Annotated in this window: 19 protein-coding genes; 6 read left to right on the plus strand and 13 right to left on the minus strand. The window is 58.0% G+C overall.

Features of this window, described 5'->3' with window-relative positions; translation table 11 throughout:
* Positions 1-46 precede the first annotated feature (46 nt).
* Positions 47-1,645, minus strand: a complete 1,599-nt coding sequence (locus LVY71_RS17700; RefSeq protein WP_235101158.1) for an ABC transporter substrate-binding protein — start codon at positions 1,643-1,645, stop codon at positions 47-49.
* Positions 1,646-2,211: 566 nt separating this feature from the next.
* Here LVY71_RS17700 and LVY71_RS17705 point away from each other — a divergent pair.
* From LVY71_RS17705 to LVY71_RS17725, 5 genes are all read left to right on the plus strand, one after another.
* Positions 2,212-3,819: an ABC transporter substrate-binding protein gene (locus LVY71_RS17705; RefSeq protein WP_502797604.1), complete on the plus strand. Its 1,608-nt coding sequence runs from the start codon at positions 2,212-2,214 to the stop codon at positions 3,817-3,819.
* A gap of 116 nt (positions 3,820-3,935) precedes the next feature.
* The gene (locus LVY71_RS17710; protein ID WP_235101160.1) at positions 3,936-4,889 is read left to right on the plus strand and encodes an ABC transporter permease; all 954 of its coding nucleotides are present in this window, start codon (positions 3,936-3,938) and stop codon (positions 4,887-4,889) included.
* 3 nt (positions 4,890-4,892) lie between these two features.
* Positions 4,893-5,780: an ABC transporter permease gene (locus tag LVY71_RS17715; protein ID WP_235101161.1), complete on the plus strand. Its 888-nt coding sequence runs from the start codon at positions 4,893-4,895 to the stop codon at positions 5,778-5,780.
* A gap of 4 nt (positions 5,781-5,784) precedes the next feature.
* Positions 5,785-6,864, plus strand: a complete 1,080-nt coding sequence (locus LVY71_RS17720) for an ABC transporter ATP-binding protein (RefSeq protein WP_235101162.1) — start codon at positions 5,785-5,787, stop codon at positions 6,862-6,864.
* A complete protein-coding gene (locus LVY71_RS17725) occupies positions 6,861-7,841 on the plus strand; it encodes an ABC transporter ATP-binding protein (RefSeq protein ID WP_235101163.1) in 981 nt (326 codons plus the stop codon). Before LVY71_RS17720 ends, LVY71_RS17725 begins: the two co-directional genes overlap by 4 nt.
* Positions 7,842-7,853: 12 nt before the next feature.
* Here the strand turns inward: LVY71_RS17725 and LVY71_RS17730 are convergent, their stop codons facing one another.
* The 3 genes from LVY71_RS17730 to LVY71_RS17740 form a co-directional block, all read right to left on the minus strand.
* Positions 7,854-11,033 (minus strand): efflux RND transporter permease subunit, encoded by a 3,180-nt coding sequence (locus LVY71_RS17730; RefSeq protein ID WP_235101164.1) that lies wholly within the window; start codon positions 11,031-11,033, stop codon positions 7,854-7,856.
* Entirely contained in the window at positions 11,030-12,217 is a 1,188-nt protein-coding gene (locus tag LVY71_RS17735) for an efflux RND transporter periplasmic adaptor subunit (protein ID WP_235101165.1), read from the minus strand. Before LVY71_RS17735 ends, LVY71_RS17730 begins: the two co-directional genes overlap by 4 nt.
* Positions 12,218-12,477: 260 nt before the next feature.
* Complete coding sequence (locus tag LVY71_RS17740; protein WP_235101166.1) at positions 12,478-13,854, minus strand: globin-coupled sensor protein; 1,377 nt, start codon at positions 13,852-13,854, stop codon at positions 12,478-12,480.
* A gap of 417 nt (positions 13,855-14,271) precedes the next feature.
* On the opposite strand from LVY71_RS17740, the gene LVY71_RS17745 reads away from it, so the two are divergent.
* Complete coding sequence (locus tag LVY71_RS17745; RefSeq protein ID WP_235101167.1) at positions 14,272-14,922, plus strand: Crp/Fnr family transcriptional regulator; 651 nt, start codon at positions 14,272-14,274, stop codon at positions 14,920-14,922.
* Here LVY71_RS17745 and LVY71_RS17750 read toward each other — a convergent pair.
* The 9 genes from LVY71_RS17750 to ccoN all read right to left on the minus strand — a co-directional run bounded on the left by LVY71_RS17750 (position 14,919) and on the right by ccoN (position 24,217).
* Positions 14,919-16,025 (minus strand): DUF2336 domain-containing protein, encoded by a 1,107-nt coding sequence (locus LVY71_RS17750; RefSeq protein ID WP_235101168.1) that lies wholly within the window; start codon positions 16,023-16,025, stop codon positions 14,919-14,921. The two genes, LVY71_RS17745 and LVY71_RS17750, sit on opposite strands and share 4 nt — an antisense overlap.
* A gap of 61 nt (positions 16,026-16,086) precedes the next feature.
* Positions 16,087-18,294: an EAL domain-containing protein gene (locus tag LVY71_RS17755; protein WP_235101169.1), complete on the minus strand. Its 2,208-nt coding sequence runs from the start codon at positions 18,292-18,294 to the stop codon at positions 16,087-16,089.
* Between the two features lie 173 nt (positions 18,295-18,467).
* Positions 18,468-18,617: a cbb3-type cytochrome oxidase assembly protein CcoS gene (gene ccoS / locus LVY71_RS17760; RefSeq protein WP_235101170.1), complete on the minus strand. Its 150-nt coding sequence runs from the start codon at positions 18,615-18,617 to the stop codon at positions 18,468-18,470.
* 41 nt (positions 18,618-18,658) lie between these two features.
* A complete protein-coding gene (locus LVY71_RS17765; protein ID WP_235101171.1) occupies positions 18,659-19,159 on the minus strand; it encodes a FixH family protein in 501 nt (166 codons plus the stop codon).
* Between the two features lie 19 nt (positions 19,160-19,178).
* Entirely contained in the window at positions 19,179-20,633 is a 1,455-nt protein-coding gene (gene ccoG, locus LVY71_RS17770; protein WP_235101172.1) for a cytochrome c oxidase accessory protein CcoG, read from the minus strand.
* Between the two features lie 122 nt (positions 20,634-20,755).
* On the minus strand, positions 20,756-21,628 hold the full coding sequence (gene ccoP, locus LVY71_RS17775) for a cytochrome-c oxidase, cbb3-type subunit III (protein WP_235101173.1): 873 nt from the start codon (positions 21,626-21,628) through the stop codon (positions 20,756-20,758).
* A 6-nt stretch (positions 21,629-21,634) separates the two neighbouring features.
* The gene (locus LVY71_RS17780; RefSeq protein ID WP_235101174.1) at positions 21,635-21,799 is read right to left on the minus strand and encodes a cbb3-type cytochrome c oxidase subunit 3; all 165 of its coding nucleotides are present in this window, start codon (positions 21,797-21,799) and stop codon (positions 21,635-21,637) included.
* Between the two features lie 12 nt (positions 21,800-21,811).
* A complete protein-coding gene (gene ccoO / locus LVY71_RS17785) occupies positions 21,812-22,546 on the minus strand; it encodes a cytochrome-c oxidase, cbb3-type subunit II (RefSeq protein ID WP_235101175.1) in 735 nt (244 codons plus the stop codon).
* Positions 22,547-22,564: 18 nt separating this feature from the next.
* On the minus strand, positions 22,565-24,217 hold the full coding sequence (gene ccoN, locus LVY71_RS17790) for a cytochrome-c oxidase, cbb3-type subunit I (RefSeq protein ID WP_502797588.1): 1,653 nt from the start codon (positions 24,215-24,217) through the stop codon (positions 22,565-22,567).
* Between the last annotated feature and the right edge of the window lie 146 nt (positions 24,218-24,363).

A 24,363-nucleotide genomic window follows, 5' to 3' on the forward strand; every position in this document is an offset into this window, starting at 1 on the left:
CGCAATACCATGCGCACCCGAATCATCAGTAAGAGATCGCTTCCGATCAGTCCACACCGATCGTGGTTAGATCCTGAAACCAGTGCTGCGCCTGCACGAATTTCTTGACCTTCGGCGACAGCGCATGGGGATTGGTGTCATGCACAACCCAGACCAGCACGGCATCATCCACGATCGTTGCATGCGCCTGCGCCAGAAGCTCGTCCTGCTTGGCGGTGTCAAAGCTCTGCTTGGCCTCATCGATCAGCGCATCAACCTTCGGATTCTTGTAGCCGCCCCAGTTCACGCCGACCGGCGCGATCTGTCCGGAATGGAAGAAGCGGACGATCGCGTAGAGCGGGTCCGAGGTGACATAGGCAATATTGTTGGCAGTAATGCCGGCCATGCTTTCATCGGCCGCGCCTTTTCGCCACGCGGTATATAGGACTTCGAGTTCAACGACCTTAAACTCGACGTCGACGCCGATCTCCTTGAAGCTCTGCTGCAGGAATTCGTTCATCGGCAGCGAGAGCATCTGGCCGGTTCCGCCGTTGGCGATGATGAACTTTGCTTTCAAGGGTTTCTCGGGCGAATAGCCGGCTTCCTTCACCAGTCTCTTGGCTTCGGCGAGATCGTACTTGAGCTCGAACGTCGGCTTGCCGAACCACGGGCTCGACGGATCGACCTGCCCCTTGGCCGGCTTGGCGAGACCATTCATCAGGCCAACCACACCATCGCGGTCGATGGCGAGATTCAGCGCCTTGCGCAGGCGAACGTCGGTCCAGGGCGAACCCGGCAGCACACTGAGATGATAGTTCCAGACATGCGGCGTGACGTTGTCGACGATCTTCATGCCGGCTGATTTAAGCTGCGGCACGGCATCCGGTGCCGGCGTCTCGATCAGATCGACCTGTCCGGCCAGCAATGCATTGGTGCGCGTCAGGGCCTCGGGCATCGGCACGAGAACGAGCTTGTCGACTTTTGGAATCCGCTTCTTGTCCCAGTAGTCGGCATTCTTCGACAGTTCAGCCAGTTCGCGCGGGACCAGCTTGGTCAACTTGAATGGGCCGGTGCCTGATGGTGCGCTTGCAAACTTGTCCCAGTCCTTCCCGAGCTTTTCATATTGCGCGGGACTGGAGACGAGAAACCACAGCATCTGATACGGGAAGAACGAGTCGACAGCCTTCGTCGTGATCTCAATGGTGGAGTCATCGATTTTGGCATAACTCGCCACCGATGGAAGGCGGGTCTTTACCTGCGCGCTCTGCCGCTTGTCGAACTGCGGCGCCTTGTCGTTCAGGACCTTGTCGAGATTCCAGATCACCGCGTCGGCATTGAAATCGCTTCCGTCATGAAACTTGACGCCCGGACGCAATGCAAAGCGCCATTTCGTCTTGTCTGCAGGATCGACTTTCCATTCGGTTGCAAGTCCCGGCACCAGCTTACCCGGCCGATCGGCGACATCCATCTCCCATGCGACGAGCGGATCGTAGATCGTATAGCCGGTGAACTGATAAGCGCCGGCGCCACGATCCGGCTGCCCCGTCGTTAGTGGAATGTCCGCCATCGAGATGCCATATCGCACTACCGTTTCCGCTTTCGCGGGTACGGCGATGCCGATGGCCATGGCGAGCGCCGCAAGGACGATCGATTTCGGAAACCGCATGAACGCAACTCCATAAGAGGGCAAAGAATTGGAGTTGAGCTTGCAAGGCTGATGCCAGACGTCCTGAGAAGGCAGGACTTAGCTCTGCGTAGCGACGAGACTCCCACGATCGGCCGTGGCTTTGCATTCACGGCAATCGTTTGTGTACAAAGTAATGCATGCAACGGCGTGTAAGACACCCGGTCGCGCATATCCTCCCCATCACAGCATGACGCCGACAGAGTACGATTGCCTTAAAAGAGTGCAATGACTGAACAACGGACTCGAAATTTGCCTCTCTTGTATACAAGATACTAGCGACGGTTCCGCCGCACGTTGCGTGAATGCGGGGCGGATTATCGCGGATGGTCAGTTCTGTCAGCGTTTTTCAGCCCAACCTTGATAGCCAAGCACCTGAAGTCAACCTTTCCGCATCCGTCTATCCGGCTGAGGCATACATGGGACTGAAGTCCCCTTGGCATAGGCGTTGCATAAGATTTAGCCATCGCCGACCAAAGGGATTCATCATTATGCGTACCAACATCCATCCAAAAAGCCGCGCGGCCGCGGCGATATTGCTGCTCTCTATGGCGTCGGTAGCCGCGCTGCCGCTTTCTGCGAGCGCCGAAACAGTTTTGCGCATCGGCATGACTGCCGCCGATATTCCCCGAACGCTCGGACAACCCGATCAGGGATTTGAAGGCAACCGTTTCACGGGCCTTACGATGTACGATGCGCTGACGATGTGGGATCTTTCATCGGCGACCAAGGCCAGTGTCGTCATCCCGGGCCTCGCGACTGAATGGGCGGTGGATGCGAACGACAAGACAAAGTGGACATTCAAGCTGCGTCCGGGCGTGACATTTCATGACGGCTCGCCATTCAACGCCGATGCCGTTGTCTGGAATGTCGAGAAGGTTCTGAAAACCGATGCATCGCAGTATGACGCTAGTCAGGTCGGCGTCACCGCGTCGCGCATGCCGACACTGGCTTCAGCGCGCAAGATCGACGACATGACCGTGGAACTGACCACGAAGGAGCCGGACAGCTTCCTGCCGATTAATCTCACCAACCTGTTCATGGCCAGCCCCATGAAATGGCAGAAATTCTACGATGCCGCCGACGGGGCCGATGCAAAGGCGAAGTCTCAGGCTGCATGGGCAGCGTTTGCGCGTGATGCATCGGGCACCGGTCCTTGGAAGATGACCAAGTTCACGCCGCGCGAACGGCTTGAACTGACGAAGAACGACAACTATTGGGACAAGGCACGCGTTCCCAAGACGGACAAGATGGTGCTGCTGCCGATGCCAGAGGCGAATGCGCGCACCGCAGCACTGTTGTCGGGACAGGTGGACTGGATCGAGGCCCCGGCACCGGACGCCGTCAAGGAACTCACGCAGCGCGGCTTCACCATCAGCAAGAACGAGCAGCCCCACGTCTGGCCGTGGCAGTTCTCGCGCGTGGAAGGTTCACCTTGGAATGATATTCGCGTGCGCAAGGCCGCCAATCTGTGCGTCGATCGCGAAGGACTGAAAGACGGCCTGCTCGCCGGCCTGATGGTCCCCGCGAGCGGCACGTTCGAGCCCGGTCATCCGTGGCGCGGCAAGCCGACATTCGAGATCAAGTATGACAAGGCTGCAGCTCAGAAGCTGATGCAGGAAGCCGGCTATGGACCGAACAAAAAGCTGACGGTGAAGACGCAGACCTCCGCTTCCGGTTCCGGCCAGATGCTGCCGTTGCCAATGAACGAGTATCTGCAGCAGGCGCTGGCGGAATGCTACTTCGATGTTCAGCTCGATGTCATCGAATGGAATACGCTGTTCACCAACTGGCGGCGCGGAGCCAAGGATCCCAGCGCCAACGGCGCCAACGCAACCAACGTCACCTATGCCGCGATGGACCCTTTCTTCGCGATGGTGCGTTTCCTGCAATCTTCAATGGCTCCCCCGGTATCGAACAACTGGGGCTTCATCAACAATCCGAAATTCGACGAACTGGTGAAGAAGGCGCGCCAGACCTTCGATCCCGCGGAACGGGACACTGCGCTCGCGGAACTGCATGCGGCATCGGTCGATGACGCGGCATTTCTTTACGTCGCGCACGACGTCGGTCCTCGCGCCCTGAGTCCTAAGGTGAAGGGTCTCGTACAACCTAAAAGCTGGTTCGTGGATTTCTCTCCGGTGTCGATGCAGTAACCGCAGCGGCGCGATCGCGTTCTTCGCGTCGTACCAGACCCATCCACAACGACGGTATCGCCGCTCTGCTCGTTCAGGGGGCGATGCCGGAACTTTCCGACGATTGAAGGTGAATTGTGTTTGCTTACGTGGCCCGACGTATCGTCTATGTGATTCCCGTCGTGATTAGCGTCGCGCTGGTTTGCTTCTTGCTGGTTCACATCACTCCGGGCGATCCGCTGGTCGCGATCCTCCCTGCCGACGCATCGCAAGAACTCGCGAACCAGTTACGCGTCGCCTACGGTTTCGATCGTCCCCTGCCCGTCCAGTTCGGACTCTGGCTGTGGAAGGCTGTCAATGGCGACCTCGGCACATCGATCGCAACGGGACGGCCCGTCCTCGCTGAAGTGCTGCGCGCCGTCGGTAACACCGTGACCCTTGCCATTGCCGCCGCGGCGATCGGATTCACCCTCGGATTGTTTTTCGGTCTGATCGCCGGTTACTTCCGCAATACCTGGATCGACAAGGTGGCGACGTCAATCGCCATCGCGGGCGTCTCCGTCCCGCATTACTGGCTCGGTATGGTGCTGGTCATCATCTTCTCAGTTCAACTCAATTGGTTGCCCGCCGTCGGCGCCGGACCAGGCGGCTCGGGTGCCTGGAGCTGGGATTGGGAGCATGTCCGCTATCTTATTCTGCCGGCGATCACGACGTCCGTGATTCCGATGGGCATCGTCACGCGCACCGTGCGAGCCCTGACCGGCGACATTCTGTCTCAGGATTTTGTCGAAGCGCTACGGGCCAAAGGCCTGCGCGAAACGCGCGTCTTCCGGCACGTCATCAAAAACGCCGCTCCGACCGCCCTGGCGGTCATGGGCCTTCAATTGGGTTACATGCTCGGCGGATCGATCCTAATCGAAACGGTGTTCTCGTGGCCCGGCTCCGGCCTGCTGCTCAATTCCGCGATCTTCCAGCGCGACCTGCCGCTGCTGCAAGGCACGATCCTCGTGCTCGCGCTGTTCTTCGTGTTCCTCAACCTCATGGTCGACGTCGCACAGGCGTCCATCGATCCGCGTATCAAGCGGAGCTGATTGATGAGCACGCTCACAGACACAGCCCTTCAGGCCGCGCCGGCTACAAAAGCGCGCGGCTACTGGGCCACGGTCGGCCGGCGAATCGTGCGCGACAGGGTCAGCATGGTATGCGCCTTCATTCTCATCGCGATATTCCTGTCGGCCATCGCCGCGCCGTGGCTCGGTCTCGCCGATCCTTATCAGGGATCCATGATACGCCGCCTCCGCGTGATCGGAACAGCGGGCTATCCCCTCGGCACCGATGAACTTGGCCGTGATATGCTGTCTCGCCTGATCTACGGTGGACGACTGTCGCTGCTGATAGGCATCGTGCCGGTCGTCTTTGCCTTCATCATCGGGACATCGCTCGGCCTCGTGGCCGGGTATGTCGGCGGCAAGATCAACACCGCGATCATGCGCACGGTCGACGTGTTTTACGCGTTTCCTTCAGTGCTACTGGCCATTGCGATCTCCGGAGCGCTGGGAGCAGGCATCGTCAACTCCATCGTCTCGCTGACCATCGTCTTCGTTCCCCAAATCACCCGAGTCGCCGAGAGCGTGACCACCGGCGTGCGCAACATGGATTTCGTGGAAGCGGCTCGCGCATCCGGCGCCGACGCATTCACAATCATGCGGGTTCACATGCTCGGCAATGTGCTGGGATCTATCTTCGTCTATGCCACCGGTCTCATCTCGGTCTCGATGATCCTCGCCGCCGGCCTGTCGTTCCTCGGCCTCGGAACCAAGCCGCCCGAGCCGGAATGGGGGCTGATGCTCAACACGTTGCGCACTGCGATCTATGTCAACCCGTGGGTGGCGGCCCTTCCTGGCGTCATGATCTTCGCCGTCTCGATCTGCTTCAACCTGCTGAGCGACGGGATGCGCAGCGCGATGGACATCCGGAATTGATACCATGACAGACACATCTCAATCCATCGATATGCTGGATCCGATCGAAGATCGCGGCGGCAAAGCGCAGCCGTTGCTGCAGGTCACGGGACTGACCAAACATTTCCCGGTTCGCGGCGGCCTTTTCAGCAAGGGCAAGACAGTCCGTGCCGTCGACAACGTGACGTTCTCGATCGCCAAGGGCGAGACGGTGGGAATCGTCGGCGAATCCGGCTGCGGCAAATCCACCACGGCACGGCTTCTGATGCACTTGATGCCACGCGATGCGGGCGAGTTTATCTATGATGGCATGTTGGTGGGGCGCGCCCTGTCGCTACGCGAATTGCGCCGCGCCATGCAGATGGTGTTCCAGGACAGCTACGCCTCGCTCAATCCACGTCTGACCATCGAGGAATCGATTGCCTTCGGCCCCAAAGTCCACGGGATGGACGATGGCGCCGCACGCGCACTCGCGCAGGAATTGCTGGGAAAAGTCGGATTACGCCCCGAGATCTTCGCCAATCGCTACCCCCATGAAATATCCGGCGGCCAGCGCCAGCGGGTCAATATCGCGCGCGCGCTCGCGCTCTCACCGCGCCTTGTGATCCTCGACGAGGCGGTGTCCGCGCTCGACAAATCCGTCGAGGCGCAGGTGCTCAACCTCCTCGTCGATCTTAAACGTGAATTTGGACTAACTTATCTTTTCATCAGCCACGACCTGAATGTGGTGCGATATATTTCCGATCGCGTGCTGGTGATGTATCTCGGAGAAGTGGTCGAACTCGGTCCGGTTGATGAGGTGTGGGATGCGCCAGCACATCCCTATACCCGCGCATTGCTGGCAGCGATGCCTTCTTCCGATCCCGACAGGCGCACCGAAACGCCACCTATTACAGGCGATCCGCCTAATCCCATCGATCCTCCGGCCGGCTGCCGGTTTCACACCCGTTGCCCGTTTGCGGAGCCGCTCTGCTCGGAGGCCGGGCCGAAATTGACGGACATCGACGAGATGGGACATCAGGTGGCCTGCTACATGTCCATTCCAGGTTCGGGCCATAGCCGCGCTCCGGCCGCGCAATCTGTGAGGAGCGCCGAATTGACATGACAAATCTCATCGACATCCGCGATCTCAGTGTCCGCTTCACCGGCGAGCGCACAGTCTATGCAGTGAACGGCATCAACCTGTCACTCGGCGAAGGTGAAGTTGTCGGCCTTCTCGGTGAATCCGGCTCCGGCAAGAGCGTCACGCTGCGCGCCCTGATGCGCTTGCTGCCAAAGAAGCGCACGACCATAACCGGCAGCGTTCAGGTCGCAGGACGCGACGTCCTGGCGCTGAACGACGATGAACTTTTGGCCTTCCGCGGTCGGACGGTCTCGATGATCTTCCAGGAGCCCGCGCTGGCCCTCGATCCTGTCTACACCATCGGCCATCAGATCGCGGAAAGTGTGATGCGCCACGAGGGCAAGAGCCATACCGACGCAATGGCGCGTGCGCTGGAAATGCTCGAGGTTGTGCGCATTCCTTCCGCCAAGCGCAGACTGGATGCCTATCCGCACGAGATGTCCGGCGGCATGCGTCAGCGGGCCATGATCGCACTCGCGCTCGCCTGCAAGCCTAAAATCCTGCTGGCGGACGAGCCAACCACCGCGCTCGACGCCACGGTACAGATCCAGATCCTGCTGTTACTGCGCGAGTTACAACGCGAATTCGGCATGTCGGTGATCTTCGTCACCCACGACATTGGCGTCGCCATCGAGATCTGCGATCGCGTGGCAGTGATGTATGCGGGACAAATCGTCGAAACCGGAACGACCAGCCAGATTGTAAAGGCGCCAATTCATCCTTACCCACGCGGACTTCTTGCATCCACCGTTCATGGCGCCAAACGCGGCGCGCGGCTGGAGACCATCCCCGGCACACCGCCCTCGCTCGACAAAGCGCCGGTCAACTGTTCGTTCGCGCCTCGTTGTGACTTCGCGCAAGCCCGCTGTCTCGAAGCGATGCCACCCAACATAGAGATCGGAGCGGGCCGCATCGCACGATGTGTTCTGGCGGAACAGATGGTGCAACCGGCCCAGTAGCGACCTTGCCACTCAGCTTCCGACGGGATCAGGCAATTCGGCCTTCTTGGATGGAATTTCGACGCTGCCCGGGAAAAGCCTTCGCACCAGCATGTAGAAGATGGGTGTAAAGACCAGCCCGAACAGCGTAACCCCGAGCATCCCGAAGAAGACTGCCACTCCCACCGCCTGCCTCATCTCCGACCCCGAGCCGGATGAAATCACCAGCGGCAGAACGCCAAGAATGAACGCGAAGGACGTCATCAGGATCGGCCGGATACGCAGCCGGCAGGCCTCGATCACCGCGTCAAGCTGGTTATGACCTTCGCGCTCGATATCGCGGGCAAATTCGACGATCAGGATAGCGTTCTTCGCGGCGAGCCCGACCAGCACCACGAAGCCGATTTGGGTGAGGATATTGACATCCTGCCCCATGATACGCACGCCGATGGTCGCCGCCAGCAGACACATCGGCACGATCAGGATCACTGCGAACGGCAGCGTCCAGCTGCCATACTGCGCGGCCAGCACCAGATAGACGAACAGCACGCAGATCGGAAATACGTACAGGCCGGCATTGGCCCCGGTCGCCTGCTGGTAGGAAAGGTCGGTCCATTCGAACGCGAAACCGCTCGGCAACGTTTCGTCGGCAATCTTCTGCATGATGTTGAGGGCAGTCGCGGAACTAGTGCCCGGCAACGTATCGCCCTGCACCTCCGACGCCGGATACAGGTTGTAACGCGCTACACGGTCCGGCCCGGAGGTGTCGCTGAAATTCACGACACTGCCCAGGAGCACCATGTCGCCAGCCTTGTTGCGGGTGCGCAACCGCGCCAGATCGGACGTCTCCTTGCGGAATGGCAGATCGGCCTGGGCGGTGACGTGATAGGTGCGGCCGAGGATGTTGAAGTCGTTGACGTAGGCTGAGCCAAAGTAGGTCTCGATCGCCTCGGTGACGTTCTGGATCGGTACGCCAAGCATCTGCGCCTTGAGCCGATCGATCTCGACAAACACCTGCGGCGTGTTGGCTGTAAATGGCGAAAACACCGCCGTGAGGCCCGGCGCCTTGCGCGCCGCAGCCACCAACTCGTCGGTCGCGGCCGCCAGTAGCTCTGGCCCCCGGCCCTGACGATCCTCGATCCGCATCGTAAACCCGCCGCCGGTGCCGATACCCGGCACCGCGGGCGGCGGCACAACAATGATAAAGGCGCCCTCAATGACCGACAGCCGCTTGCGCAGCTCCGCAGTAATGACGTTGGCGGACAGGCCTTTCTTTATCCGGGCCTCGGGCTCGTCAAACACCGGAAACAGCGCCGCGGCATTCCCGGACTGGGTGCGTGTCGCACCGGACAGACCCGCCAGCGCTGGCACACGGACCACGCCGGGCGTATCCAGTGCAATCCGCTCGATTTCCTTCACAACTGCCGTGGTGCGCGCCAAGGAAGCAGCCCCCGGCAATTGCACCGCGACGATGACATAGCCTCGGTCCTGTGCCGGGATAAAGCCTTGCGGCGTTGTGTAAAGCAGCCATCCCGCCGAGCCGATCAACACAGCATAAAGCAGCAACATCAATGCCGAGTGCCGAATTATGAAACCGGCAAGGCTGCCGTAACCGTGGGACAGCCGGTCGAAACCTCGGTTGAATACGCCGGTGAAAGCGTTCCACCCCCGCGCGATAAAATTCCAACTGGCCGGCGGCTTCTTTTCGTGATGCGGCTCCAGGATCAGCGAAGCCAGCGCCGGCGACAGCGTGAGTGAGCAGAAACAAGAGATTGCAGTCGCGACGGCAATCGTGATCGCGAATTGCTGGAAGAATTGACCGGAGATACCACCGAGAAATGCGGTGGGTACGAATACCGCGCACAGCACCAGCGCGATCGACACCAACGCCCCGCCGACCTCCTGCATGGTAATCAGTGCGGCATCTCGCCGGCTCATACCCGCGCCGAGATGCCGCTCCACGTTCTCGACCACCACGATGGCGTCATCGACCACAATGCCCACGGCCAGGACGAGCCCAAACAACGTGAGATTGTTGATCGAGAATCCAAGAGCCGCCATCACTGCAAAGGTGCCGACCAGCGAGACCGGTATGGCTATGATCGGAATGATCGCCGGGCGCCAGCCCTGTAGGAACACCAGCACCACGATGACGACCAGCACCATCGCCTCATAGATGGTCTTGATCAATTCAGAGACCGATTGCGCGATGAACTCTGTCGGGTTGTAGCCGATATTGTAGTCCAAGCCCTTCGGGAATTCGGCCTTGAGCTTGACCATCGTATCCGAGATGCTTTTGGCCGTTGCCAACGCATTCGAGCCGGGCCGCTGAAAAACCAACAACGCGACGGCTTCCTTGCGCAGCAGGAAACCGTTGGTGGTGGAACTGAGCGCGCCCAGCTCGACACGCGCGACATCGCGCAGCCGCACGGTGCGGCCGTCGTCGCCGGCCTTCAGCACAATGTCCTCGAACTGTGCCTGATCCTTCAGTCGCCCCGTGAACGTGAGATTGGGCTGAAATGCACGATCGGCGATCGGGGGCTCCGCGATTTGACCACCCGTGACCTGCAAATTCTGCGCCCGGATCGCAGCCAGCACGTCACCCGCCGTCATGCCAAGCGTTGCGATCTTGTCCGGGTCCAGCCACAGCCGCATCGAATAGTCACGCGCGGCAAAGATCTGGATGTCGCCGACGCCGTCAAGCCGCAGCAACTGGTCACGAACCTGACGTAGCGCATAGTTGGAGATATAGAGCTGATCGTAGGTGTCGTCGGGCGACAGCATAAACACGACCATCATCAGGTCGGGGCTGTTTTTGCGCGTCGTGACGCCGTTGCGCTGGACTTCTTCAGGAAGCCGGGGCTGCGCGATTGCCACCCTGTTCTGTACCAGTACCTGAGCCTTATCGAGGTCGGTGCCCAGCTTGAACGTCACAGTAATGGTCAACTGGCCGTTGGAGGTCGCCTGGCTGTAAAGATACAGCATGTCCTCGACACCGTTGATCTCCTGCTCGATGGGGGTTGCAACCGTGTCCGAGACGGTTTGCGCCGAGGCGCCGGGATACTGCGTCGTGATGACCACCGTCGGCGGCGCCACCTGCGGATATTCCGCCACCGGCAAAGTCGTATAGGCAATCGCGCCGACGATAAGCAGCACGATCGACAAGACCATCGCCAGGATCGGCTGGTTTATGGAAAGGCGCCCCAAATTCATGGCTTGCCACCACTAGCCGCATGTGGCGCGACCTTGGCCCCGATGCGCACACGCTGAAGTCCTTCGACGACCACGCGATCGTCGGGCTTTAACCCTTCGCGAACAACACGCAGACCGCCATCCAACGATCCGAGGACCACCGGCCTCGCCTCGACTGTATCATCCGCCTTTACGACAAATACGATTTTGCGCGACTGATCCGTCGCAATAGCGGTATCGGGCAGCAACAATGCCTCATAAGGCGCGCTGCCGAGAACGCGCACGCGCGCAAACTGCCCGGGAAGGATCGACTGATCCTGATTGTTCACCAGGGCACGGCCCCGCAGCGTGCCGGTCCCGACGTCTAGCCGGTTGTCGAGAAAATCCATCGCGCCTTCATGCGAAGGTTTGGTCTCGCCCGAAAGCATCACGTGCACGGGATTTGCCGTGTCGCGCGAACTCGGCCGGCGCCCTTCGAACCACAACCTGCTGTTCTTGAGATAGATCGATTCATCCATGTCGAAATAGACATAGATCGGATTGACCGAGACAATCGATGTGAGGAGCGTCGCCCCGCTCTCGCTACCCTGCACGAGATTACCGACCGACACCAGATGACGGCTGATACGGCCGTCAATCGGCGCCTTTACCTTGGTGAATTCGACATCAAGATCCGCGCGCTGCAATGCGCCTTCCGCTTGCAGGACAGCCGCCTCAGCCGATTGAAGCTGCTGACGGCGCTGGTCGACAATTGTTTCCGCGACCGCCTGCGTCTTGATCAATTGCTGCGCGCGCTCAAGCTCACGTTGCGCCAGTTCGACCCGGGCCTTGGCATCGGCAAGTTGGCCGCGCGCCTGCTCGGCGACCGCTTCATATTGACGGGGGTCGATCACGTACAGGAGGTCGCCGGTCTTGACGATTGCGCCGTCCTTGAATTCCACGCTTGTGACAAAGCCGGTGACACGGGCCCGGACCTGCACCTGTTCAATGGCGTCAAACCGGCCGGTGAATTCGTCCCAATCCGTCACCGTTCGCTTGGCCGGTTGGGCAACCGTAACGGGGGGCGCGGTGGCGGCCGCGGGTTGGGAGGGCTTCTCGCAACTGCTCAAAACCGACGCGACCGACACTGAGAAAATGGCCAGAAGCAACCTGTTCTGAATTGGGCTGAAGCACCGCGAAATGCCAGAAACGACCTGCAAGCTCATCGTCGCCCCCACAATCGTTATCCAAATCCTTCGAACAAATTTAGACAATCATCCAATACAAAGCTATCGGGCGTTTGAGGGGAACGCCAGCATCACGACGCCGCAATTATGTGGAGCGGGAAAAGCAATCCTGCCATGTCATGCTTGGAAAATGGGCACAGAGATACATATCCGGGACGGAGCCACTCAAAGTCATGTGGTCGATGCATGACTCTTCTGCCGGCGCATAGATCGGAATACGATTTCAGCTGCTATCGGCTTCACGCTGCCCGGATGGCCGCGAAGAACCCTTCGACATGACTGCGGAGCATCTCCGATTCCCGCGACAGTTCGTTTGCCGCCGACAACAACGAGGTGGCGGTTTGACCATTCTCGCTTGCAACCTGGCTGACCCCGCTGATGTTGCGTGAGACCTCCTGGGTGCCTCGCGCAGCCTCCTGGATATTGCGGGCGATTTCTGCGGTTGCGTTTCCTTGTTCCTCAACAGCCGCCGCCGTCGCTGCTGCGAACTCATTGACCAAGGCGATTGTCGCACCGATCTCCTGAATGCTTCCGACGGAATCCTTGGTCGCTTCCTGGATCGCCGAAATTTGCTGGCTGATTTCCTCTGTCGCCTTTGCGGTTTGAGCTGCAAGGGCTTTAACTTCCTGAGCAACAACCGCAAAGCCCCTGCCGGCTTCTCCTGCCCGCGCCGCTTCAATGGTCGCATTGAGAGCAAGCAAATTGGTCTGCTCCGCAACCGACGCTATCAACTTGACGACATCGCCAATCCGCTGTGCCGCCTCCGAGAGACTTTGCATTGTGGAACTGGAACGGTTCGCCTGCACAACTGCGTTGCCAGCAGCCTTGGTGGACTCCGAGACCTGGCGGCAGATTTCCGTAACCGAAGACGTCAGTTCTTCGGTCGCGGCAGCAACAGCCTGCACATTTTCAGATGCCTCTTCCGATGCAGCCGCAACCGACGTTGCCTGCTGGGTCGATTCCTCAGCAGTGGCAGCGAGGGCGTTGGCGACATTCTGCATGTTCGCAGCCGCGCCGCTGACGGTCTTGAGAATGATCTTCATCTGACCATCGAATTGCTGGATCGCGGCAGAGATTTTGTCCTGCTGTCTTTGACGCTCCAGCAGCATCGCTTCTTGATAAACCGAAATGGCAATGTCCATATCCAGCATCACGGCACAGTTCAGCGCCGTCAGCACCTCCGAAAGATGCTTCTGCCTCCAGCGATATTTGTCGGTCGCAAGAACGGCGAGGCGGCTGAGAACGAAATTATAACCGCCGATATACCAGCGCGGCTCCAGACCGATCTTGTTATGGATGAGCCCGATGGTGCGAACACCCTGCAAATACTCATCATCGAAGCGGCCGTTGAACAGGCGCTTCCAGTGCGATCCCTGCGCTGATTTGAGACGGGGTATATCGCTGCCGACCAAGCGTGCAAGCTGAGGTACGCTGGTGATGTGCTGATAAAATCCTTCCAGCACCTCCGGCAATGCGGGCTCTACAACCACCCAGAATGCACGCAGCAATTCTCCTGTACGGTCGTCGATGCGCATAAAGCGCATCCGTATCTCGCGGTCCTGGGCGGCATTGATTGATCCCGCCTCCGTCGTAACAATAGGTGCACTTGCAGCCATGCTCATGTCCTCGAGTTGTATTCTGGGGAAGCAACAACTGACGGGCGACGGTGCGAAGGTGCGGCAATGACAAACTGAAATTTCCGTCGTCATAGGTCTTAAAATGCTGGTTTGTTTTTTTAGCAAAGTTGCGTTAACGGCTCACAGGTCCGATTTGATGCAGATTGTTGATCTACATTAAGACGCAGCAGCACAAACTGCGGTAGCAGGCAAAATAGCTTCGTTTGCAGGATATTTATTCTGCGTATCGGTGCCGTATATCGCCCGTTATGAAAAATATGTTGGAAAAATTACTGTAATCGGCATTACTTATTTCAGTCGTTTTTTACAACGTTATGAATTGAAAGTGCTTTGATGCCAACGGACTGGCCGTGCGTAACATGTCCAAATCGAAAGTTTGGATTCTGTGGCGCGCTATTGCATTCCACTGAAGAAACCCATCGCCAGCAAAAGCCCAATTGGCAGCACTACCGGGCCGCCCGTCCCGGCGAGCAGATCATGGTTCGAAATCAGACCTCCGAGGACGTATTCGTTCTCTGCGATGGCTGGGCATTCCGCTTCTTTCAGCTATCGAACGGCCGAAGGCAGATACTGAATTTCCTGCTGCCAGGAGATCTCTTCTCCACCGTTGCGGTGTTTGAGGAGCGGCCGAATTTTTCCGCCCAGGCATTGACAGAAGCGCGGCTGAGCGGCTTCAGACGCTCCGAGGTTCAAGCGAGATGCGCCCATGACCCCCGCATGATCACGGCGCTCGCCGAATCCTGCGCGGCTGAAACCTATAGCTCTGACGGCTTAATGACCGCACTTGGCCAACGATCCGCTGAGGAGCGGATCGCCTATTTATTCCTGCATCTCATGCAGAGGATTGCCGCCAGAAGCGTAATTCGGGACCAGCGTTATCGTTTGCCTCTGCGCCAACAGCACATCGCCGATGCGGTCGGGCTCACATCGGTTCATGTCAGCCGCGTGATCGGTCTGTTTCGCGATCAGGGTCTCGTCGAATTTTCTTCCGGCATCCTTCAGGTTCTGAACCTTCCGGAATTAAAGCGCATCGGATCCCTGGACTAGCCGGCTTCTTCGGATCGCTGCATTGCGGCTCTCTCGCGCAAACGATAAAATCCGAGAGCTTTCTTTGCGGTTTCCGCTTTCAGGCGCATGAAAGTCTCCAAATATCTGTCGCACCTGCGCGCTGAGCCGTGCGTGTTGTCCTGAAGCATCAGAATTGCCTTTGTCGTTTCCCACGACATGTCATTGGCCTTTGCCAGAACAATGATTTGCTCCGGCCGGTCGTTCATGAACGCGCGCTCGACCAGATTGATGGGCAGATCGCCCATATGCGATAGCGCAATGACCACTTCGTCAAACTGCCTGTTATGGGCGAATTCCGCTAGCCTGGCTTCAGTGAGTTCGTTTGTTTCATGCAATGATCGAATAAGAGCATGCGCCGCTGCATGGCGGGCCGAATCTCCTCGCGTCCGTGCCTGAATCCTACTCGATGCCTGTATAATGGTATCAGCGATGAGTGCGGCTTTGGACGGATCCTTCCGTGTCAATTCAAGTTTCACGGAATCAGAGGCCTCGGCGAAAAGCTTCAGAAGATGTTGCCTCGGAATCTCCGGACGCAACCAGATGCGCGCTGCAAGCTCGTCGTTACGGGCGGATCGCTCAACCAATGTAGAATAGCCAAGTTCGGAGAACGCCGCGCCGGGATTTCCCGCTGTACTGAGAACGACATCCCGGTTTCCCCGCCCCACAAGAATATCGGTGACGGGCTCAGACAACGTCTTGCGCAGGGAGATGGCAAAGAGATGCGCCTGGCTCTTTGTCTCTGCGCTTTCAACAAGCGTTCTCTCGCTAACGCAAGCGGAACGCGAGAGGATAGGGCCGGCAACCCCAATTGCATCATCCATCGCCATCCGATGAACGATTTTCCGTGGCGCATCGGGAATCGCCGCCAGCACGTCTCCGAAGGAGGCGCGGGCCGCGGTATCGATCTCGTCAACGAGTCGATTCATGACATCGTCGAACAAATCCATTTGCTCGTCGGACAACTTCCCTGATGTCACAACAAACAAGTCTGTCACACGCCGCAGCATCTTGGCGCGATGGCCAATATCATTGCCCGCGATGACGTCTTCCAGTTCGTCAATCAGGCTATGATACTTGCTCACCCGCGTCTTCCCAAGAACGGGACGATCCGGGCCGGAATGAACGACCTGTAAAGCAGCCCGATCATGCAGCAACTCCCGATTGACCGATGCGCTCCAGCGCCGTGAAGTTGAGCTCGCCCACCGGACTCGGCCGGCCAAAGAGATAGCCCTGAACTTGATTGACCCCCGCCGCGCGCAACAGCTCGAATTGCTCCCTGGTTTCAACACCCTCCGCCGTCACTGCAATGTCGAGCCCGCGCGCGAGCGAGAGGACCGAGGCCACAACGGCTGCGCAATCGACGCGGCTTGAGAGACCTTGCGTGAACGACTTGTCGATCTTGATCTTGTCGAACGGAAACATCGTCAGATAGCTGAGCGAGGCGTAGCCGGTTCCAAAATCATCCAGCACGATCGTCACACCGATATTCTTGAGCTGTTGAATGATAACGCTGTGGCTTTCCTTGTTCTGAAGCAGCAGCGATTCGGTGATTTCAAGTTCCAATCTGTCCGGCGATAATCCCGATTCTACAAGCGCGCACAGTATGACGTCGAACAAGGTGCCGCTGCGGAACTGCGCAACGGATAGATTGACCGCGACTTTGATGTTGTCGGGCCATGAGACCGCATCGAGACAGGCCTGCTCCAGAATCCATTGGCCCAGCGGCTCCATGAGGCCGGTCTCTTCGGCAAGCCAGATGAACCGATCCGGAGACATGAGGCCCATAACGGGGTGGCGCCAGCGGACAAGGGCCTCCACTCCGCACGGCCGGGATGTCTTGGCATCGAACACGGGCTGATAATGCAGCTCGAATTCTTTTCTGGACAAGGCCGCGCGCATGTCGCTGATAAGCTGAAGACGTGACGAAGCATCGCGACTCAATTCTTCATCGAAGAAGCTGAAGTTGTTGCGCCCTTCGGATTTGACCCGATAAAGAGCGAGATCTGCCTTTTTCAGCAGTTCGCCGGTATCCCCGCCATTTTCCGGGGCCAGCGCAATGCCAATGCTTGTCCCGATTGTGATATTATGCCCCTCCAGATCAAAAGGTCCGGAGACGATTTCAAGCAACCTGACGGCAAGAGAGATCGCGCCTTCGCGCTGGTTCGCCTCGCCGCACTGGACAATGGCAAATTCATCGCCGCCGAGCCGCGCGATGGTTTCGTTGTCATGCAGGGAGTTCTTCAAACGGTGCGCCAGCTCGGCGAGCAACTGGTCGCCCGTAGCATGCCCGAGCGTATCATTGACATACTTGAACCCGTCAAGGTCCAGCAGAAAAATTGTGAAAACCTCGCCGTTAAGGCGCAGACGCGCCGAAGCCTCGTCCATCGTCTCCTGCAACAGCGTGCGGTTGGCAATTCCCGTCAGGGAGTCGTGCCGGGCCGCATAGGAAATCCGCGCCTCAGCCATCTTGCGCGCCGTAATGTCGACGCGGATCGCCGTATAGGCGATTGGCTTTCCATTGATACCCAGTCGCGCCGTAATAACCGTATCGACCCAGTAGAGCGAACCATCCTTTGCCCTGTTGCAAAGCTCGCCGCGCCACACTCCACCCGCTCCAATCTCCCGATACATGTCACGGAAGACGGCTTCGGAGTGATGGCCCGAGTTCAGAAGACGGTGATTTTGTCCAAGAAGTTCTTCACGGCTGTATCCGCTGATCCGACAGAAATTGTCGTTCGCGTAGGTAATACGTCCCTTCACATCCGTGACTGCGACGATCACCGCCTGATCGATAGCAAACTGCATTTCCATCAACTCTTGCCGGGTGGCGTCTGCCCACGCCTCCGTCATTCGGATGTCGGTGATATCCTGATGGACTTCGATCAGCCCTCCATTCGGCATGGGCTGCCGGCTGATCGCAAATACATCGCCATTGCTGAATTCATTGACGATGTAGCTGGGCTCACTTAAAGCGGCCCCGGCCAAATAGTCTTCGATGTACTTTCCGGCGTTCTGCGGACAGTAGCCCGCTGCAACGTGAGCATTAAGGATGTCAGACAATGCCGCTCCGGATTTTGTCTGCTGTGCGGCGAGGCCATACATCTCGCCGTAATGCCTGTTGCTGACGATGACCTGCCCGCTCGCGTTAAACATGCATACACCGTGCGGCATGTTTTCAAGGACGGTCTCGAGCAACATGTTCGAGCGCGCAAGCGACGATGCGTTGAGGGCGAGTTTCCGGGTTTCGACAATCCGAATGACGGTTGCCGTCAATGCCACTATCGCCAGCGGAATGCCGGTCCATGTAAGAGCGATAGAGGCCGCGTCCAGAAAAGTGCTGAATGGCGACAAGTGATACGGCCCCGATATTGCAGAAGCAGGTCTCCGCCCGCCCCGGTACAATCTTGCAGCCGCAAGTTAATAGAGATTTTAATTTAAGCCTTCGTTCGAACGCGTTAATGCAGGTTGTCAACCTGCATTAACTTATTCACGGATAGAGGGAAATCGGATCGATCGCCGATCGTCTATTCCTTTGGGTCATCATCGGCGATTGCGCGCCAGGCGGCACCGTCCAGATCGTCGTACTGACCACTCTTGAGCGACCACAAAAACCCCATGAGCCCTGCAAGGCCAAGCCCCAGCGCCAAGGGTACGAGATAAATAAGAACTTCCATCAGCGTCCCTTGCGCGGCTCGATTTTCAAGCGACGGTCTCGCTAGTTCAACAGCACGCGATTTTTCGACAGGAACATCCGTTTTCCTGCCGTATCGCTTTCAAGCACCAGATCCCACTGTCCCGGCGTGACGTCGGAGGCGCGTCCGCGATACGTGCCGCTCTCGCTTTCCGCCAGAACAATCAGCCGGTCTGCCCGCTTGTCCGTTGGCCGCTCAAGCCGGCCGGAGAACACCAAGCCCCTGAGTGGCGCCCCGTTTCTGTCATGAGCATCCACGCGCAATGTGGCATGGCCATCTGCTTGCCGTTCGATATGGACATTCACTTTCCAGTCTCGGAGATTCTGGTCGTGAGCCGCCTTGATTTCGGATTCATAGGCAAGACTGGCGCGATAGGCGCTGTCCACTTCTGTACCCGGCAAGGTGTCCATCGCGAGCTTCATCATTAGCATGTTGACGCCAATCACGATGCCGAAGAAAGCAACCATTGCGACGAAGACCATGCGTCCAGTGATCGGTCTTCCAGGTTTGGCCGGATGGTTCATGCGTTTCTTCCCTCTTTCGTCATGGCATCACGAAATTGTCCGTGGCCGACGCGACTTCCCCGAGACCGATATCCGTGATGCGAAACTTCAGTGGAACCGACTTCTGGGTTTCGTCGGCGGCCGCGGTCACGAGCACGCGCAATTCGGTTGTCTGATCCCGCCCCAGCACGATAGCGGGCCTGTCCTGGGTGATTGAATCGATCCCCACGACATGAAGAGTAGGATTAGAAACGCCATCGACGTCGATTGCAACAGTACGGTCGAATCCCCGCTTGTTGAGAAGCCTCAAGGTATAGCCATTCCGGATTGAACCGTCGCTCAACCGGACGGCCACCGGATTGCGGTCGTGCAGCACGTTGATGTCGAGCAGGGTCCGCGTCAAAAGCGCATACAGCATCACGGCACCCACACCGGCGATCAGAGCGGTATAGGCGATCGTGCGCGGCCGGATCAGCCGGTAAATTTCCGGCTTTCCCACCTGGCGGCGCTGAATGTTGATGTCGTTATCGTAGCCAATCAACCGGGTCGGCATACCGATCTTGGTCATCACGGTATCGCAGGCGTCGATACACAGGCCGCATTGAATACATGCGAGCTGTGCACCATCGCGAATATCGATTCCGGTCGGACATACCGCTACACACTGATAGCAATCGATACAATCGCCAACAGGCTCTCCTAATGCACGCAAATCGCGCGCTTTCTTCAGCGACGTACGCTTCTCGCCGCGGTCATATTTGTAAGTGACATTCAGGGCCCATTCGTCGGTCAGCGCGGCCTGAATGCGCGGCCAAGGGCACATGTAGACACAAACCTGCTCGCGCATGAAACCCGCGAGGATATAGGTCGTGCATGTGAGGATCGCGATCCAGATATACGCGATCATGGGCGCCTTGAACGTCAGCAGTTGCCCGACAAGGGTTGGGGCATCGTTGAAGTAGAGCACCCATGCGCCGCCGGTCCACCACGCAATCATCAGCCAGATGGAATGCTTCGCCGTGATCTCGAAAAAGCGTTGCAGCGTGATGTCAGCGGCATCCTTCTTCATGCGGGTTCGCCGGTCACCTTCGACCAGCCGTTCCACCGCATAAAAGAGATCGGTCCACACCGTTTGCGGACAGAGATAGCCGCACCAGATACGGCCGCCGATGGCGTTCATGAGAAACAGCGTGAGGGCGGCGACGATCAGAAGGCCAGTAAAGTAGTAAACTTCCTGCGGCCACAGCTCGATGAAGAAGAAATAGAAGCGGCTGTTTGGAAGATCGACCAACACCGCCTGATTTGGCGCCCCCAGACCCCGGTTCCACCGCACGAACGGCAGCAGGTAATAGATGCCAAGGCAAATTGCCATCAGCTTCCATTTGATGCTTCGGAACGTGCCGGATACGGCCTGTGGATAGACCTTTTTATGCGCCTCATAAAGCGGGCCTTCCTGGTCCGCTTCGTCAACGGTTGGGACAACAATCTTATTCATCGGCGGGGCTGGCCTCATGCTCGCTAACCTACCGTAGCGCCGGTACAAAACACCCGATTGATCCACCTCAATCAGACATCGGGAACCGGCGCATTCCGTTTAGATTCCGCGCATTCCGACCCTCACCGGCCCCCGCCAAGCGAATGCACATATACCGTAATGGCCTTGATCGTCGCCGGATCAAGCCGCCCTCCCCACGCGGGCATGACACCCGCACGTCCATTGGTAATGGTCTCGATCACGGTCGCTTCGTCCGATCCGTAGAGCCAGATCTTGTCGGTCAGATTGGGCGCGCCCATGTCGATATTGCCCTTGCCCAGATCACCGTGGCAGGAGGCGCAATTCTCGGCAAAAATCTTCTGTCCAGCAGCAAGATCGGCATCTTTTCTCGGCGGCAGCCCGGACAGTGACCGCACATAGTTGGCAACGGTGGCGATCTCGTCCCTCTTGAGGATACCATCCTTGCCGAATGCAAGCATGTTCCCCTCGTGGCCCTTGGCGTGCCCGGATCGCACACCGAACTCGATTGTCTGCATGATCTGATCGAGGCTACCGCCCCACAACCATTCATCGTCGTTCAAGTTCGGATAACCCTTGGCGCCGGCGCCGCCGCTGCCATGGCACGGCGCGCAATTGTCGCCAAATACCACCTTACCTCGCGCCCTGGCCAATGCCAGCAACGCAGGATCTTTTTCAATCTCCGCCAAAGGCGCGGCACCGAGCGACACCATCTTTGCACCCCGGATCTTTTCCAGATTGCCTAGCTCGACCGCCACATCTGCGCGGGTGGAGTAATTGAAAACGCCAGCCGTATAGCCGCTGATCAACGGCCATGCCGGATAAACCACCCAGTATCCGATCGCCCAGATAATGGTGGCGTAGAACGTCAGCACCCACCACCGAGGCAAGGGCGTGTTCAGTTCCTTGATACCGTCCCATGCGTGGCCGGTAGTTGCAGTCCCGGAGACGGCATCGATATCTTTATGTTCGGTCATGATCCGTCAATCCTCTCGCAGGGGCATCCGCGCCGCCGCGTCGAAAGTTTCCTTGTTGCGAGGCCAAAGCGCGTAGGCAGCAATCGCGAGAAAGATTCCGACGAAGATCGGCGTCCAGAACGTCAGCACGACATCCGACGCAAAATTCTGAACTGTTAGAATCGCTTTCATGGGCCTGCCTTCTCAGCGCAAGTTGGCTTTTTCGTTGTAGAGTTTGAAATCCACGAGCGTTCCGAGCATCTGCAAATAAGCAATCAGCGCGTCCATCTCGGTTGGGTTTCCGGCCCTGCCGTCGAAATTGCGGACGACGGCTTTCGGATAACGCTTCTGGAACGCATCGGAATCCGCACTGTCAGGATCTGCCTGGGCTTTCAGGTCGGCAGCGGCATTGGTGATCTGCTCATCGGAATACGGCACGCCGATCACTTTGCTGGTCTTCAAATGTCCCTGAAGGCTGGCCGGATCGACCTCAGTATCCGACAGGAATGGATATCCCGGCATCACCGACTGTGGAACGATTGCACGCGGGTTGGTCAAATGCGTAACATGCCAATCATCGGAATACTTGGCACCGACGCGCGCAAGATCAGGGCCGGTGCGCTTCGATCCCCACTGGAATGGATGGTCGTACATGCTTTCGGCGGCCAGGGAATAGTGGCCATAACGCTCCACCTCGTCACGCAACGGGCGGACCATCTGCGAATGGCAGAGATAGCAGCCCTCGCGGACGTAGATGTTGCGGCCGGCCAGTTCGAGCGGCGTATAGGGCCTCATCCCCTCTACTTTCTCGATCGTGCTCTTGAGATAGAACAGCGGTGTGATTTCAACGAGGCCGCCGATTGCGATGACAACGAGAATTCCGATGATGAGAATGATCGAATTTTTCTCGAAAATCTGATGACGATTCCAGAATGACATTGTGAACCTCTTGCCCCCTCACTCAGCCGGACGAAGGGAAACGCGTGCAGATGCTTCCGGAGCGTCTTCGGTACGGACCGTCATCCAGAGATTGTAGGCCATGATCAGCGAGCCGATCAGGAACAGCGCTCCTCCCGCCGCCCGGATCACATAGAAGGGGTGCATTGCCTCCACGGATTCGATGAACGAGTATTCGAGGAAGCCGAGCGAGGTATATGCCCGCCACATCAAACCCTGCAGGATTCCCGACACCCACATCGCCGAGATGTAGAGAACGATGCCGATGGTCGCGATCCAGAAGTGCCAGCTCACAAGCTTCAGGCTGTAGAGCTGCTTGCGATTCCACAGCCACGGCACCAGGCAATACAACGCTCCGAAGGAGACGAAACCGACCCAGCCAAGCGCACCGGAATGCACATGGCCGATAGTCCAGTCAGTGTAGTGGCTGAGGGAGTTGACGACCTTGATCGACATCATCGGCCCTTCGAACGTGGACATTCCGTAGAAGGCGACCGAAACGACCAGCATGCGCAGGACAGGATCAGTGCGCAGCTTGTCCCACGCGCCAGACAGCGTCATCAGGCCGTTGATCATGCCACCCCACGACGGCATCCAGAGCATGATGGAGAACGTCATGCCGAGAGTTTGCGCCCAGTCAGGCAGCGCAGTGTAGTGCAGATGATGCGGACCGGCCCAGATGTAGAGAAAGATCAGAGCCCAGAAATGGATGATCGAGAGACGATAGGAATAGATCGGCCGCTCTGCGCGCTTTGGAATGAAATAGTACATGATGGCGAGGAAGCCGGCGGTGAGGAAGAATCCCACCGCGTTGTGCCCGTACCACCACTGGAACATCGCGTCCTGAACGCCACCCCACGCGACGTAGGACTTCGAACCGAAGACCGACACCGGCAATGCGGGATTATTGCCAAGGTGCAGCACCGCGATCGTGATGATGAACGCGAGGTAGAACCAGTTTGCGACGAAGATGTGCGGCTCTTTACGCTTGATAAGGGTGGCAAGAAACACCAGCAGATACGCCACCCATACGATCGTCAGCCAGAGGTCGGCGTACCATTCCGGCTCGGCATACTCCTTCGACTGAGTGACCCCAAGCAGATAGCCCGTTCCCGCAATCAGGATGAAGAAATTGTAGCCGATGACAACGAACCAAGGAGCAAGATCGCCTGCGAGCCGCACACGAGACGTTTTCTGCACGACATAAAAGGATGTCGCGATCAGCACGTTGCCGCCGAATGCAAAGATTACCGCAGATGTGTGCAAGGGCCGCAGCCGCCCGAAACTGGTCCACGGCAGATCGAAATTCAGCGCGGGCCACGCCAGTTGCGAGGCAATCAGAAGTCCAACCGCAAATCCCGCAATTCCCCAGAATACCGCCATGACCGCGGAAAACTTGATCGGTCCGAAATTGTAGTTCGGATGACCATCGATTTCGGCCGGCGGCAAGGTGGCGGAGCGATTGAAGAAGCGATTGAAGATCGCAAATGAAGCCCAGAGGCTTGCAGCAGCGGAAAGCCACGCATGGAACCTGAACGCTTCATCCTGTGCATTGGCCGCAGCGATAATGCAGAGAAGCACCATGACGGCAAATAGCGCCGCCAGACTGCCCTCACCGAACGTCATCAGCTTCTTGTCTTGGGGGTTTTTCATGGCGACTCTTCTGACCAAATCTGATCGCCATGCATCCCTGATTTTTTGGCATTGCGGTTTGATTAAGATCAAATCCAGCAAAAAGAAGGAAAACCCGGCTATTTGCTTGGATCAGTGTGAGCAGCGCGATTGCCAACGCAATACAA

This window comes from Bradyrhizobium sp. G127 (genome assembly GCF_021502575.1).
In the GTDB taxonomy this organism is placed as follows: Bacteria; Pseudomonadota; Alphaproteobacteria; order Rhizobiales; family Xanthobacteraceae; genus Afipia.